General features: G+C 40.7%; 15 protein-coding genes. 4 read left to right on the plus strand and 11 right to left on the minus strand.

All coding sequences use genetic code 11. From position 1 onward, the window contains the following. Positions 1 to 25: 25 nt before the first annotated feature. The 7 genes from manA to HMPREF1116_RS05205 all read right to left on the minus strand — a co-directional run bounded on the left by manA (position 26) and on the right by HMPREF1116_RS05205 (position 7,454). The gene (gene manA, locus HMPREF1116_RS05175) at positions 26 to 970 is read right to left on the minus strand and encodes a mannose-6-phosphate isomerase, class I (RefSeq protein ID WP_001294271.1); all 945 of its coding nucleotides are present in this window, start codon (positions 968 to 970) and stop codon (positions 26 to 28) included. Positions 971 to 1,121: 151 nt separating this feature from the next. Next, a complete protein-coding gene (locus tag HMPREF1116_RS05180; protein WP_231161332.1) occupies positions 1,122 to 1,703 on the minus strand; it encodes a DUF3592 domain-containing protein in 582 nt (193 codons plus the stop codon). Positions 1,704 to 1,843: 140 nt separating this feature from the next. After that, the gene (locus HMPREF1116_RS05185) at positions 1,844 to 2,191 is read right to left on the minus strand and encodes a VOC family protein (RefSeq protein WP_001052659.1); all 348 of its coding nucleotides are present in this window, start codon (positions 2,189 to 2,191) and stop codon (positions 1,844 to 1,846) included. Between the two features lie 154 nt (positions 2,192 to 2,345). Then, positions 2,346 to 4,121 (minus strand): pyruvate oxidase, encoded by a 1,776-nt coding sequence (gene spxB / locus HMPREF1116_RS05190; RefSeq protein WP_000191824.1) that lies wholly within the window; start codon positions 4,119 to 4,121, stop codon positions 2,346 to 2,348. A gap of 323 nt (positions 4,122 to 4,444) precedes the next feature. Continuing rightward, on the minus strand, positions 4,445 to 6,667 hold the full coding sequence (locus tag HMPREF1116_RS05195) for a heavy metal translocating P-type ATPase (protein ID WP_000136334.1): 2,223 nt from the start codon (positions 6,665 to 6,667) through the stop codon (positions 4,445 to 4,447). Positions 6,668 to 6,676: 9 nt separating this feature from the next. Beyond that, positions 6,677 to 7,048 (minus strand): cupredoxin domain-containing protein, encoded by a 372-nt coding sequence (locus HMPREF1116_RS05200; RefSeq protein WP_000933319.1) that lies wholly within the window; start codon positions 7,046 to 7,048, stop codon positions 6,677 to 6,679. A gap of 10 nt (positions 7,049 to 7,058) precedes the next feature. Next, positions 7,059 to 7,454 (minus strand): CopY/TcrY family copper transport repressor, encoded by a 396-nt coding sequence (locus tag HMPREF1116_RS05205; protein ID WP_001167189.1) that lies wholly within the window; start codon positions 7,452 to 7,454, stop codon positions 7,059 to 7,061. A gap of 206 nt (positions 7,455 to 7,660) precedes the next feature. Here HMPREF1116_RS05205 and HMPREF1116_RS05210 point away from each other — a divergent pair, with 206 nt between their 5' ends. The 4 genes from HMPREF1116_RS05210 to HMPREF1116_RS05225 are packed head-to-tail and all read left to right on the plus strand — an operon-like array spanning position 7,661 to position 10,622. Further along, positions 7,661 to 8,341 (plus strand): amino acid ABC transporter permease, encoded by a 681-nt coding sequence (locus HMPREF1116_RS05210; RefSeq protein WP_000384100.1) that lies wholly within the window; start codon positions 7,661 to 7,663, stop codon positions 8,339 to 8,341. After that, the gene (locus HMPREF1116_RS05215; RefSeq protein ID WP_007554985.1) at positions 8,301 to 8,978 is read left to right on the plus strand and encodes an amino acid ABC transporter permease; all 678 of its coding nucleotides are present in this window, start codon (positions 8,301 to 8,303) and stop codon (positions 8,976 to 8,978) included. The genes HMPREF1116_RS05210 and HMPREF1116_RS05215 overlap by 41 nt, the downstream gene beginning before the upstream one ends. Further along, positions 8,979 to 9,737, plus strand: a complete 759-nt coding sequence (locus HMPREF1116_RS05220) for an amino acid ABC transporter ATP-binding protein (RefSeq protein WP_000005002.1) — start codon at positions 8,979 to 8,981, stop codon at positions 9,735 to 9,737. An 18-nt stretch (positions 9,738 to 9,755) separates the two neighbouring features. Beyond that, positions 9,756 to 10,622 carry a cysteine ABC transporter substrate-binding protein gene (locus HMPREF1116_RS05225; RefSeq protein ID WP_000771284.1) on the plus strand — a complete coding sequence of 289 codons (867 nt, stop codon included), beginning with the start codon at positions 9,756 to 9,758 and terminating at the stop codon, positions 10,620 to 10,622. A gap of 62 nt (positions 10,623 to 10,684) precedes the next feature. On the opposite strand, the gene pyrE is transcribed toward HMPREF1116_RS05225, so the two are convergent. The 4 genes from pyrE to HMPREF1116_RS05245 form a co-directional block, all read right to left on the minus strand. Continuing rightward, positions 10,685 to 11,317 (minus strand): orotate phosphoribosyltransferase, encoded by a 633-nt coding sequence (gene pyrE, locus HMPREF1116_RS05230; protein WP_000170886.1) that lies wholly within the window; start codon positions 11,315 to 11,317, stop codon positions 10,685 to 10,687. A 39-nt stretch (positions 11,318 to 11,356) separates the two neighbouring features. Further along, on the minus strand, positions 11,357 to 12,052 hold the full coding sequence (pyrF, locus tag HMPREF1116_RS05235) for an orotidine-5'-phosphate decarboxylase (protein WP_001209285.1): 696 nt from the start codon (positions 12,050 to 12,052) through the stop codon (positions 11,357 to 11,359). 240 nt (positions 12,053 to 12,292) lie between these two features. Beyond that, on the minus strand, positions 12,293 to 13,603 hold the full coding sequence (locus HMPREF1116_RS05240) for a cell division protein FtsQ/DivIB (protein ID WP_000031182.1): 1,311 nt from the start codon (positions 13,601 to 13,603) through the stop codon (positions 12,293 to 12,295). 9 nt (positions 13,604 to 13,612) lie between these two features. Further along, the gene (locus HMPREF1116_RS05245) at positions 13,613 to 14,671 is read right to left on the minus strand and encodes a UDP-N-acetylglucosamine--N-acetylmuramyl-(pentapeptide) pyrophosphoryl-undecaprenol N-acetylglucosamine transferase (protein WP_000724807.1); all 1,059 of its coding nucleotides are present in this window, start codon (positions 14,669 to 14,671) and stop codon (positions 13,613 to 13,615) included.

The following is a 14,671-nucleotide window of genomic DNA, read 5'->3' on the forward strand; positions in this document are numbered from 1 at the left end:
AGTAATGAACTCAGGTCCTTTCTTTTTATGGATGACTAACAATCAATTCCAAATCTTGTCCTTCAAGTGTCCAAGCTTCAACATCGCTTGGAAGGATAAAGTGGCTACCTTTTTGAATTGGATATTCCTTACCGTCTACAATTAGTTTCCCTTGACCAGCTAAGACACTCAACAAGCTATAGTCAGCTGTTTTTTCAAAGTCAACTTTTCCAGTGATTTCCCACTTGTAGACTGCGAAGAATTCATTGGATACAAGGAGAGTTGAACGCAAATCGTCTGCTTTAACGGTTACAGGACGGCTGTTAGCAGGCTCACCAATATTTAGAACATCGATGGATTTTTCAAGATGAAGCTCGCGCAAGTTACCATTATCATCCTTGCGGTCAAAGTCATAGACACGGTAGGTTGTATCACTAGACTGTTGCGTTTCAAGGATCAAGATACCTGCTCCAATAGCATGCATGGTTCCACTTGGAACATAGAAGAAATCTCCAGCTTTTACAGGAACTTTTGTTAACAAGGCATCCCAGTTTTTATCTTCGATTTGCTGGCGGAGTTCTTCTTTTGACTTAGCGTTATGGCCGTAAATAATTTCTGAACCCTCATCTGCAGCAATAATGTACCAACATTCTGTTTTTCCGAGTTCGCCCTCATGTTCTAGGCCATAAGCATCATCTGGGTGGACTTGAACACTGAGCCAGTCATTGGCATCAAGGATTTTTGTTAAAAGCGGAAATACTGGCTCTGGACGGTTACCAAATAACTCACGGTGTTCCGCATACAAAGTAGCTAGGTCGATTCCCTCAAAGCGACCATTGGCTACCTTGGAAACACCATTTGGGTGAGCTGAGATTGCCCAATATTCACCAATCTTTTCGCTCGGGATGTCATAGCCAAACTCATCACGAAGTTTAGTACCTCCCCAGATTTTTTCTTGCATAACGGAATTTAAAAATAATGGTTCTGACATGTTTCATCTCCTGTCTGATTTTTCACCCTCATTATAGCAAAAAAAGAGTCCTAATTGAACTCTTTTTTCTATCTTATAAAGAAGGGAGAAGATTTTATAAAAATAGTAACGATATGGATTTCATAATTTTAAGAAAATCTACAAGAAACTATTAGTTCACAAGATTTGGAAGAATAAACACCGTAAAGAATGCCATGACAATCATCATAAAAACAAGGAGATAGACAGCACATTCTGTCAGCCATGCATAACGTCCTGGTTTTAGCGGTCTTTCTACGTAGGCATGTTTTGGCTTATTAGGATCATAGTAAACGGCAACTTTCCCTCCAATTGGAAATCGTTCCATTAATGGTGATTTGGTTAAGGAAATAAAACTGTTCCTATAAATCTGGAATCTTAAAATCTGAGGAATTTCACCATCTTCGAGATTATCCATTTTTACATCAGAGACAACCGAGCCCAAGGGAGTACTGATTGTATTTGATATAGCCATAATAAATTTTGGACCTACAACATTGTACTGGTTCCCGTCAACAGTGTACTCAACCACAGGAAGGCTAATCCCGTTATAAAGAGCATAAGAGTATCTAATAATAACTCCTTCGGTTTTTTCCGTACATCTCTTGGCATTTCTATAATTACTCAAGATAAAAAAATCAAACATAAAATAGGTAAAAGCAGCAAAGCCTAACATCATCAAGCCAAATAATAGAAAGAAAGTAGTTGGCATCATTTTTCTCCTTAAAATATCCTAATGAATTTATTTTAACAGAAATGAAAGAAAAAGACCGGATTGCTCCGATCTTTCAATAGTTCATATGCGCACATTCTTTTTTAAGAATCATTATGGTTAACTTCAAATGACTAAGCGTCCTATTTCATACGATAAAAATCAATCACTAGACCAGCAGGGCCACTTACTAGCAGGGATTCGGTTCCCCAATCAGTTACAACTGGCCCATGTAAAATCTCAATCCCTAATTCTTTCACACGTTTTTGATTCTGTTCCAAATCTTCAACTTCAATGTGTAGAATGATTCCTGACTGAAAATTTTCCAAAGGTATCAAATGGTTTTGGGATAACATGAGACAGTGACTGCCAATCGTGAACTGAGCAAAACCATCATCAACATAGTCTGCCTTCTTATCCAAAATATGCTCTAAGTCAGCACAGACTTGGGGAACATTTGAAACAATAATATCCAATTGATTTAAATTCATTTACTATCCTCCATAAAAAGACCGGATTGCTCCGATCTTTTCAAGTTCTGCTCTAAGAAAATCAAAGAATAAACAAGGCATCGAACCGCAGGCAGTACTGGAGTACGGCAAGGTGAAGATAACGCAGTTTACATTTGATTTTCGACGAGCAGAATTATTTGATTGCGCGTGATTGCAACCCTTCTTCTTCCAAGAAGAGGCGGAATGGTACGAGCACTTCTGCTTCGTATTTTTCCTTGAAGGCTTTGATTGCTTCTTCTGAGTGAAGTTTTGGATCCAATTCAAGTACTTCTACTGGAAGTGGACGATGTGGAGTGATGTGAGCATCGATAACAACAGTTTTACCTTCTTTGTTCAATTTAACAGCTTCAGCAACGACTGCGTCGATGTCTTCGATACGGTCAACTGTAAATCCAATAGCTCCTTGAGCTTCAGCGATTTTCGCATAGTCAGCATTAGGGAAGTCACAACCAAACAAGTGTTTGTTTGTGTCTTCGTATTTGTCCTTGATGAAGGCATATTTACCATTTGAGAAGACAACGTTGATAACTGGAAGGTCGTATTGAACGTTTGTGATGACGTCTGGGTAGCACATGTTGAAGGCTCCGTCACCCATGATGTTCCATACTTGGCGATCTGGATTGTCTTTCTTAGCAGCGATACCACCAGGAAGGGCAATACCCATTGTCGCAAAGAGTGGAGATGTACGCCACATGTTCTTAGGTGTCATGTGAAGGTGACGAGTAGATGTTTGAGTAGTGTCACCTACGTCGATTGAATAGATAGCGTCTTGATCGGCATGTTTGTTGATTGCATTGTAAACTTGATACAATTGCAATTCACCCTCAGTTTTACCTTCGAGTTTGTTCATGTAATCACGCCAGTTTTGGTTATTCTTAACGTTTGCACGCCACCATGGAGTAGATTCAACTGGATTCACTTTGTCAAGGATTGCTTTCGCTGCTTGACCTGCATCACCAAGGATTGAAGCGTCTAGGGCATGACGTTTACCAAGTTTGTAAGGGTCGATATCGACTTGGATGAATTTTTCAGTATTCTTGAATGCTTCGTAAACTTCAGCGAATGGGAAGTTTGAACCAAGGAAAAGAACTGTGTCTGCTTCGAAGACAACTTCGTTGGCTGGTTTCCAACCAACACGGTAAGCAGAACCTGTCAAACCTTCGTAGTTCCATTCGAAAGCTTCGAAGTTTTTACCAGTTGTGATGATTGGTGCTTTGATTTTACGTGACAATTCAGTAATCACTTCACCAGCTTTAACACCACCGTAACCAGCATAGATAACTGGACGTTCAGCATTGTTCAAGATTTCAACTGCTTTGTTAATTTCAACTTCGTTCAAAGCAGGAGCGATGAATGAACGTTCGTATGAACCTGAACCGTAATATGAGTTTTCGTCGATTTCTTGGAAACCAAAGTTTACTGGAATTTCAACAACGGCTGGACCTTTTTTAGAAACAGCAGCACGGCAAGCTTCGTCGATTACTTTTGGTAATTGCTCTGCGTAAGCTACACGTTTGTTGTAAACAGCGATACCGTTGTACATTGGGTTTTGGTTTAATTCTTGGAAGGCATCCATGTTTAATTCGTTAACTGGACGTGATCCAAGGATAGCGAGGAATGGAGTGTTATCCATAGCTGCATCGTAAACACCGTTAATCAAGTGAGTCGCACCTGGACCACCTGAACCAACTGCAACACCAATAGATCCGCCAAATTTAGCCTGCATAACCGCTGCAAGAGCACCTGTTTCTTCGTGGCGAACTTGCAAGAAACGGATATCTTTGTCTTCAGCCAAAGCGTCCATAAGTGAGCTAAGTGTTCCTGATGGGATACCGTAGATAGTGTCTACGCCCCATGTTTTCAATACGTTAAGCATTGCTGCAGATGCAGTAATTTTCCCTTGAGTCATAATGATAACTCTCCTTAAAAGTTAATTTGATGAATAATAAAAGCGCTTTTATATGTTTTTTGAAAACGATTCAGTAAATTTACACTCCTAATTTATCACATTTACTTATAGTTTCATAAGAATGTGCTCAGAAAACTTCATTCTCTATTACAGTACAGATTGAAAACGTTTTGAAAATCTGTTTTAGAATAGCAAAAAAGCGGTTAAAACCGCCTTTTTATACTCAATGAAAATCAAAGAGCAAACTAGGAAGCTAGCCACAGGCTGTACTTGAGTACGGCAAGGTGAAGCTGACGTGGTTTGAATTTGATTTTCGAAGAGTATTAATCGACTTTAGTAAAATTAAGCATAAGAGAGCTGATCAGAACAGAGACTGAACTAAAGGCCATGGCTAATCCTGCAAGTTCTGGATTGAGCACCAAACCAAGACTTGAAAAGACTCCTGCTGCAATCGGAATACCAATGAGGTTATAGATAGAAGCCCAGAAAAGATTGAGTAGAATACGATTAAAGGTCTTCTTACTCATATCAAAAGCACGCGCCAATCCTAGTAAATTGTTGGTTGTAAGGACAAGGTCTGCTGATTCGATAGCAATATCTGTTCCAGACCCCATAGCAATTCCGACATCTGCTACACTGAGGGCCGGCGCATCATTGATCCCATCTCCAACAAAGGCCAATTTCCCATTCTTTTGAAGCTTGTGAATTTCATGTGCCTTTTCCTCTGGCAAGACATTTGCGATTACTTCTTCGATACCAATTTGCTCTGCAATCGCATGGGCTACTCCAGCATTATCTCCAGTAAGCATGACCGTTCTGAGGCCTCGTTTTTTCAATTTAGCAATAGCTTCTTTGGCATTTTCCTTAGGGACATCCTGCAAGGCAATTAAGCCTTTTAACTGACCATCCACGGATAGGAAGACAACTGTTTTCGCTTCTTTCTCAAGCAAATCAAATCGTTCTTGATAATCATGTGGAATAGCAAGGTCAGCTAAGAGCTTAGCATTCCCCAGCAAGACTTGCTTACCATTAATAATCCCAGTCACACCTTTTCCATGCAAGGCTTGGAAGTTTTCCACGGGATAAAGACTGATTCCTAATTCAGACGCACGATTGACAACTGCCTGAGCTAGAGGGTGTTGAGAGGCATCTTCTAATGAGGCAGCCAAACTTAGCACTTCTCCTTCATCTCCGATAACATCTGTCACTACTGGCTTCCCTTCGGTCAAGGTTCCTGTCTTATCAAAAACAACCGTTTGAACTTTTTGGATTTCCTGTAGAACTGTACCATTTTTGAGAAGAATCCCCATCTTGGCACTTCGGCCTGTTCCTACCATGAGTGCTGTCGGTGTCGCAAGTCCAAGAGCACAAGGGCAGGCAATAATCAAGACTGCAACACCATAGAGAAGCGACGTTACAAAACTTTCACCAAGAAAAACAAACCAGATCCAAAAAGTAAGAAGTCCTAAAATGACAACTGCTGGTACGAAAATTCCAGAAATCTTGTCTGTCAAATCTTGAATAGGAGCACGACTGGTTTGAGCTTTCTTCACAAAGTCTACAATCTGAGCCAACATGGTTTCAGAACCTACTTTTTCAGCTCTAAAAATGATCGTACCACTATTATTGATGGTTGAACCAATGACAGCATCTCCAACTGATTTATCGACTGGAATACTTTCCCCAGTCACCATTGATTCATCAATACTCGTTTCACCTTCTAAGACAATCCCATCAACAGCTATTTTTTCACCTGGTCGAACGCGAATGAGATCTCCAACTTTGACTTGTTCTAGAGGTATTTGAACATAAACATCATCACGCAAAACCTCTGCTGTTTTTGCTTGTAGGTCTAATAATTTTTCGACTGCCTGCGAAGTATTTTTTCGCATTTTTTCCTCAAAAACTGCTCCCAAAAGAATGAAGAAGAGGATAAATGCAGCACTTTCAAAGTAAACGGGCAGACCAGTGAAGAGGGCAACTAAGCTATAGAAATAGGCCACTAGGGTTCCCAGAGCAACCAATGTATCCATGTTGGAATTGTGCTTTTTAAAACTAGCCCAGGCGCTTCTGATATATGGAACTCCAGCTACCAGCATAATGGGTGTTGTGGCTAAAAAGGTGCCCCAACGCATGACTTGGTGACTAATTCCTCCTGTAGACATCCCAATCATGAGAATCACAAGAGGCACAGTAAAAATACTAGTAATCCAAAAACGCTGTAAAAGACTGAGAGACTTTTTAGTTTTTTCAACAACGGTGTAGGTCCCCTTTTGCATCTTCATGCCGCATGAAAATTCATGCTCACCCAGATCTTGAGGAGTAAAACGAATGACTTTTTCCTCATCTTGAGCGATTGGTTCTAGGATCCCTTCTTCTTCGAAGAGAATCTCTTTATAACAGTTTGAAGGTGTCACACGATGAAAGGTAATCTCAGCAGGAATCCCTTTTTGCAGTTGAATGTGGGCTGGATGGTAGCCTTTGTCTGCCGTGATACGGATTTTTTGAACGCCATTTTCAAGGCTTGCTTTTACAATTTCAGTCATATCATTCTCCTATTCTACAATCATCTTACCGTGCATCATATTCATGCCACAAGAGAAACCATACTCACCTGCTTCTTCAGGAGTGATTTCAACCACATATTGGTCTCCCATAGGCAGATTTGCATGCACTCCAAAGTCTGGAAAAACGATTTGGTCCAAGCAAGGTGAAGGATCTTTTCGATCAAAAATAATACGAGCTGGTTGCGATTTTTTGAGGATAATAGTTCCTGGAGTGTATCCCCCCATGACTTCCACTCGAATTTCTTGATAGCCATTTTTTTGCTGGGCTCTCTTAGCATCTTCTTGCGGTTTTTTGAAAAACCAAAAGATGATAAAAGCAATCATTCCTAAAACAACAATAGATACAAATAGATTTAACATAGCGTCTCCTTTACATACAATTACATCTTACTTCTGTTACAGCACTCGCTTTTTTCTTAGAAATGACTTCTTCCAAACCTTCTAAGTCGGCTAGGGTAAAGTCACATTCTTCAATCAAATCAGCTAGTAACTGCTTAATCCTTCGAGAACAAAGCTTGTCTTTGATATCCTGAACCATTAAGCCCCTACTATCATCTAGCGTTAAAAGGGCCGAATAGACAAAGGACTTGCCCTGTTTTTCCCGAATCAAACATTCTTTCTCCACCAAACGAGCCAAGAGTGTCTGGATCGTGGATTTGGACCAACTGAACCTTTTCTCTAATACTTTTATGAGATCAGTACTAGTCTGTTCTCCCTGCATCCAGATAATCTTCATGACCTGCCATTCTGCATCCGAAATCTGCATGGTTATCTCCTCCAAAATCTACATTTGTCAATTACAGTTATCAGTATACTCTTAAAATCTACATTTGTCAACCCAAAAATCACATTTTTAAAATTTATCGCCGCTATAAATATTTTTTATCACAACAATAAAAAATACATATTATCCAAAGCTTTCTTTTAATGCTACAATAACTGTATCATTTTCCTAGATGGGAGGTTCTACTTTTGGATTGGTCCATTGTTGAACAATATCTACCACTCTATCAAAAGGCATTCTTTCTGACCTTGCATATTGCAGTTTGGGGAATTCTAGGTTCTTTTTTGCTGGGACTCATCGTCAGCGTCATCCGGCATTACCGCCTTCCTGTTTTCTCACAGTTGGCAACAGCCTATATAGAATTGTCACGAAATACACCCCTTTTGATACAACTTTTCTTTCTCTACTTCGGTCTACCTCGAATAGGGATTGTTCTTTCTTCAGAAGTCTGTGCAACAGTCGGGCTCATCTTCTTAGGTGGTTCCTATATGGCAGAATCCTTCCGAAGCGGGCTAGAAGCCGTCAGTCAAACCCAGCACGAGATTGGTTTAGCCATTGGTCTTACACCTTTTCAGGTCTTTCGCTACGTGGTTCTTCCACAAGCGACTGCTGTGGCTCTACCATCTTTTAGTGCCAATGTTATTTTCCTGATTAAGGAAACTTCTGTCTTCTCAGCAGTTGCCCTTGCTGACCTTATGTATGTTGCTAAGGATTTGATAGGACTCTACTATGAGACAGATATTGCGTTAGCTATGTTGGTGGTTGCTTACCTTATCATGCTTCTACCTATTTCACTAGTCTTTAGTTGGATAGAAAGGAGGCTCCGTCATGCAGGATTCGGGAATGCAAGTACTCTTTCAGGGAAATAATCTCCTGAGAATTTTACAGGGATTGGGCGTCACGATTGGGATTTCAATCCTGTCTGTCTTCTTATCCATGATTTTCGGAACGGTGATGGGAATTATCATGACTTCTCATTCTAGAGTGATTCGCTTCTTGACACGCTTATATCTAGAATTTATCCGGATTATGCCTCAGCTAGTGCTTCTCTTCATCGTTTACTTTGGTTTGGCTCGAAACTTTAATATCAATATCTCAGGTGAGACTTCTGCTATTATCGTTTTTACCCTGTGGGGTACAGCTGAGATGGGAGACTTGGTTCGTGGAGCTATCACTTCCCTCCCTAAGCATCAGTTTGAGAGCGGACAAGCGCTTGGTTTAACTAAAGTGCAACTCTACTACCATATCATCATCCCGCAAGTCTTGAGAAGTTTACTTCCACAAGCCATCAACCTTGTCACTCGGATGATTAAAACGACTTCCTTGGTTGTTTTGATTGGAGTTGTTGAGGTTACCAAGGTTGGACAACAAATTATCGATAGCAATCGTTTGACGATCCCAACAGCTTCCTTTTGGATTTATGGAACCATCCTAGTCTTGTATTTCGCGGTTTGCTTCCCTATTTCCAAACTATCTACTCACTTAGAAAAACATTGGAGGAATTAAATGTCTGAAACTATTTTAGAAATCAAGGAACTAAAAAAATCCTTCGGAGACAATCCTATCCTCCAAGGACTTTCTCTAGATATCAAAAAGGGAGAAGTTGTCGTCATCCTAGGACCATCTGGTTGTGGGAAAAGTACCCTACTTCGCTGTCTCAATGGATTAGAAACTATCCAAGGCGGAGATATCCTGCTGGATGGTCAATCCATCGTTGAAAATAAAAAAGATTTTCACCTAGTTCGTCAAAAGATTGGTATGGTCTTTCAAAGTTACGAACTCTTTCCTCACTTAGATGTCCTTCAAAACCTTATCTTAGGCCCTATCAAGGCTCAAGGACGCGACAAGAAAGAAGTAACACAAGAAGCCTTACAGTTACTAGAACGTGTAGGATTGTTGGATAAACAACATAGCTTTGCTCGCCAATTATCCGGCGGACAAAAACAACGGGTTGCTATCGTTCGTGCCCTTCTCATGCATCCAGAAATCATTCTTTTTGACGAGGTGACGGCTTCACTGGATCCAGAAATGGTGCGTGAGGTTCTGGAACTTATCAATGACTTGGCTCAAGAAGGGCGTACCATGATTCTGGTAACCCATGAAATGCAGTTTGCCCAAGCCATTGCGGACCGCATCATCTTCCTCGACCAAGGGAAGATTGCCGAAGAAGGAACTGCTCAAGAATTCTTCACAAATCCACAAACCAAACGAGCACAAGAATTTTTAAACGTCTTTGACTTTAGCCAGTTTGGCTCATATCTATAATCAATAAAGGAGATTATTATGAAACTACTTAAACCAATTCTAACTGTTTTTGCTCTAGCATTTGCGCTTATCTTTGTCACAGCTTGTAGTTCAGGCGGAAGCTCTGATGCTTCATCTACGAAGGCAACTGCCAAAGCTCGCACCATTGATGAAATTAAGAAAAGTGGGGAACTTCGAATCGCAGTATTTGGAGATAAGAAACCGTTTGGTTATGTTGACAACGACGGTTCTTACCAAGGTTACGATATCGAACTTGGTAACCAATTAGCACAAGACCTTGGTGTCAAACCGAAATATGTATCAGTGGATGCAGCTAACCGTGCTGAATACTTGATTTCAAATAAAGTTGATATCACCCTTGCCAACTTCACAGTTACTGATGAACGTAAGAAACAAGTTGACTTTGCCCTTCCTTACATGAAAGTTTCTCTCGGTGTTGTGTCACCAAAAGATAAAGTCATCAAGGACGTTAAAGAACTTGAAGGTAAAACCTTGATCGTTACAAAAGGAACCACTGCTGAAACTTACTTTGAGAAAAATCACCCAGAAGTAAAACTTCAAAAATACGACCAATATAGCGATGCCTACCAAGCCCTTCTTGACGGACGTGGAGATGCCTTCTCTACTGACAATACTGAAGTCCTAGCTTGGGCACTTGAAAACAAGGGATTTGAAGTAGGAATTACCTCTCTAGGTAACCCAGATACTATTGCACCAGCAGTTCAAAAAGGTAACCAAGAACTACTTGACTACATTAACCAAGAAATCGAAAAATTAGGTAAAGAAAACTTCTTCCATAAGGCTTACGAAAAAACACTTCACCCAACCTACGGTGATGCTGCTAAAGCAGATGACCTGGTTGTTGAAGGTGGAAAAGTTGACTAACATCCAATGAAATCACAAAAAGAAATCAGGTAATCCTAGCGACTACCTGATTTTTATATACCTTAAGCATTTTGCCAATTTTCTTGGTCTTCTTTAAAGCGTTTTAGGAGGTCGAGTCCTTCTGGTGTGATATAGCCTTCTTCTTGAGCTATGTGAATGAGCTCGCTGTAGTTTGAGAGGGTTACTAGTTTGACACCAGCATCCGCAAAGTTCTTATCTGCTTTTGGCAATTGATAGCTGAAGATAGCCACAACTCCAAGAACATCAGCTCCTTCACGTTTAGCAGCTGCTACGGCTTCAAGAACTGAACCGCCAGTTGAAATCAAATCTTCGACAACGACCATCTTTTGTCCTTGAGCTACACGGCCTTCGATTTGATTTCCAGCACCATGGTCTTTTGGTTTGCTACGGATATAGGCAAATGGCAAGTTCATCTTGTCAGCGATGATGGCACCATGAGGAATACCTGCAGTCGCTGTTCCTGCAATCACTTCTACTTCTGGGAATTCTGCCTTAATAGCTTCCACAAAACCATTTTCAATCAAGCTACGAGTATCTGGATAAGCAAGCGTCACACGGTTGTCCGTATAAATCGGTGATTTGATACCAGATGCCCAAGTGAAAGGTTCTTCTGGTTTGAGGTAAACGGCTTGAATTTTCAATAGATGGCTGGCAATGTCTTTAGCAAGTGTCATGGTCTACTCCTTTTGTTTTTATAATCTATTTCTTTAATTTCAGTCTTGGTTCCACTCATCCTTGATAGCATGATAAGCTGCAACTGGATCAGTGGCTTGAGTAATCGGGCGACCGACAACGATGTAGTCACTACCAATTTGATAAGCATCTGCTGGCGTCATGACTCGTTTTTGATCTCCAACTGCAGCCCCTGCCGGTCGAATACCCGGTGTCAGGCAGATAAAGTCTTGGTTGGTAGCTTCTTTGATAAGCTTGACTTCCTGAGCTGAACAAACCACACCATCTAATCCAGCTTCAGCAGTTTTCTTGGCATAATGAATGACCGATTCTTGAAGACTGGTTTGAATATTTTGAAAGTCTCTCATTTGTTCTTCAGAAGTTGAAGTCAACTGGGTAACAGCAATCAATTTTGCTTCTTTTCCAAGACCTTCACGCGCAGCCTTCATCATCTCCACACCACCTGCGGCATGAACATTGGTCATGTCAACACCCAGATGAGACAAAACCTTCATGGCTGACTTAACCGTATTGGGAATATCATGAAGTTTGAGATCCAGAAAGACACTGTGACCTAAGTCTTTCAAATAAGAAACAATCTCCGGACCTGTGGCGTAATAGAGCTCCATACCTACCTTTAGATAGAGGCTCTCTTCAGCTGGAAAAAGAGCTAAAAATTTCTTGACTGCCTCAAAACTTGGAAAATCAAGAGCAATAACTGGACGAGATTCGCGCATACTTTTCTCCTTTTACCTTTGTTCGCAAGAGAGTATGAAAAAAGGAACCTGCCTACAGCAAGGTTCCACGAAAAATGGGTAGTCTCCACCCTTTCACCGTCTAACCTTAGCTGCCTCTCTGGACTGCTTTAAAGGTTTTTTACTATTCTATTATTTAAAGCGATACTTGTCAAGTAAAAACCAGCGATTGAACTTGTAGAAAACAGGACTCATCATCAAGTCAATAGAGGCATCTCAAACTTAACGACTCTGTGATTGTTGGGTTGTTTGATTTTGAGTTTGTGTGTGATTCTGAGTTTGATTCCCTTGCTCTTCTTGTTTTTTCTTTTCTTCTTCCTGCTTCTTCTTTTCCTCTTCTTTAGCTTTGATTCTTGCTTCTTCTAAAGCCTTATCCGTCAAGCTATAACTATAGATCCCAACTTCCATATCAATACCGCTTGGCACTGTTAATTGAGGTTTAATCTTGCTATAGTAAGGCAATTTTTTACCTAGTTCTGATAAAGGAACCAAAACCTCATCCGTATCATACATGGTAATCTTGAGAAGATCGCTGGTTACACTAGTTGGAGCCAATTCAATCGTTTTGATAGCTTGCTTAATCTCTGGGCTGACTTCAGCCAGTTGTTCAATCAAGGTTTTGACTTGCTGCTCATCGTTAAAGAGTACGGACATATAGGTTTCAGGAAGACTGACTAGACTAACTGGACTGGTTTCCACCGTCCCACTAGAAAGAATCGGATAATGGTCCTCTCCAGAAACATAATAGGCTACAATCCCGTATTCCTTGACCTGGATGGTAAAATTGGTCGGAAATTGATAGCGAATGCTAGCAGATTCAATCCAGTGATTGGACTTAATCATCTCAGCATGTTTATCTTTATTGAGAAGCAGATCAAAGGTATAGTCACTATCACGAATCCCTGAAGCCTCTTTGATTTGGTCTGCATTGGTCTCTACCGTACCAGTAATCTCTATGTTTTTCAGAGTTGAGTAAGGCGTCAAAAGATAGATGGAAAAGATCAAGACAAGCAAACTTGGGATTAGAATCGTAACAGCACGCCAGATATGAACACTTGGAATAGAAGGCTTGGCCATCTTTTTCTTAGACTTAGATCTCTTTTCTTCTACTTTTGTTTCATTAGATGTTTCTTCAGATTTTTCATCCTCTTCTTCTACTTGTTCTGTCTCAGTAGTTTCCTCCTCATTCTCAGGAGAGGACTGGTCTTCTGCACTCTCCTTCTGCTCTTCAGGATTAGAATCTGAGGTCTCTTCTGCCTCAGTATCTTCAGATAAGTCTGACTCTTGTTCTTCCTTGGTCTCTTCTTCAGCCTTTTTGCGCAGATATTCACGGTTCTGCTTCTGCCACTCTGATAAAGTGGTTTCTTCTTCCAAAGTTTTTGCAACTTCTTTTTTATTGGTATCTGCTTGGGCCTTTTCTTTGGCTAGTTGGGCCTCTTCTTCAGCTTTTTTTTGAAGATATTCTTGATTTCGTTTTTGCCACTCTGACAATTCCTTGCTTTGAGTTGGCTCTTGTTTCTTATCCTTTGACATCGATTTTCCTTATGATAGATCTTTTTTTAGTAGCGCATAAAAATCCGCCACAGATTTTAATTCATGAGAATTCTTCATCGTGCTCTGGTAGTCTTCTTTGTGAGTCAAAAGCTTGCTTACTTTTTCTTCTAAAGTAGACAAGGTCAAATCGCTCTCTTGCAACTCCTCAGCATAGCCTTTCTTCACGAAATAAGCTGCATTTTCAATCTGGTCTCCACGACTAGCTTCACGCCCCAGTGGCACAATGACATGCAATTTAGCCATAGCAAGGAGCTCAAAAATGGTATTGGCACCACCACGAGTAATGACCACATCAGCCAGATTCATGAGCGGTTGATAGAGGTCAGTCACGTAGTCAACACGATAGAGGTTTGAACTTAGTTCATTTAAACTAGCATCCCCTGTCAGGTTGATGATATTATAGCGACTAGTCAGCTCTTCCTTGTGGTCTGTAACTAATTGGTTAAAGACACGCGCACCGGCAGAACCGCCGACGAAAAGAAGGGTTGGTAGTTTGCTATCAAAATAAGTTCGGATGTCCACCATTTCTTCAGGTTCTTCCATGATTGGACCAGAAACCTTAGTCACAGCTCCAACGTGCTCTACCTTAGTGAGACTAGATGCTTGTTCAAAAGTAGAGTACATCTTAGTCGCAAACTTATAAGCGATTTTATTGGCTAAGCCCATAGAGAGGTCAGACTCGTGGATAAAGACAGGTACTCTACATACTCGCGCTGCGATAACAGGAGGAACAGATACAAATCCACCCTTAGAAAAGAGGGCTTGTGGACGAAGGCGAAGCATGATAAAGAGCGATTGAAGGATTCCAAATGCAACCTTAAAGACGTCAACCATATTTTGCCATGAAAAATATCGGCGCAATTTCCCAGTTGCAATAGAATGGAAGGTGACATCTAAACCTGACTTGAGGATTTCATGATGCTCAATTCCGTTTTTATCACCAATATAGTGGACTTCCCAGCCATCTTCGATGAACTTAGGCATTAACAAAAGGTTGAGGGTAACGTGTCCAACCGTTCCCCCACCTGTAAATACTATTTTTTTCAT

The organism is Streptococcus sp. SK140, assembly GCF_000259525.1.
GTDB lineage: Bacteria > Bacillota > Bacilli > Lactobacillales > Streptococcaceae > Streptococcus.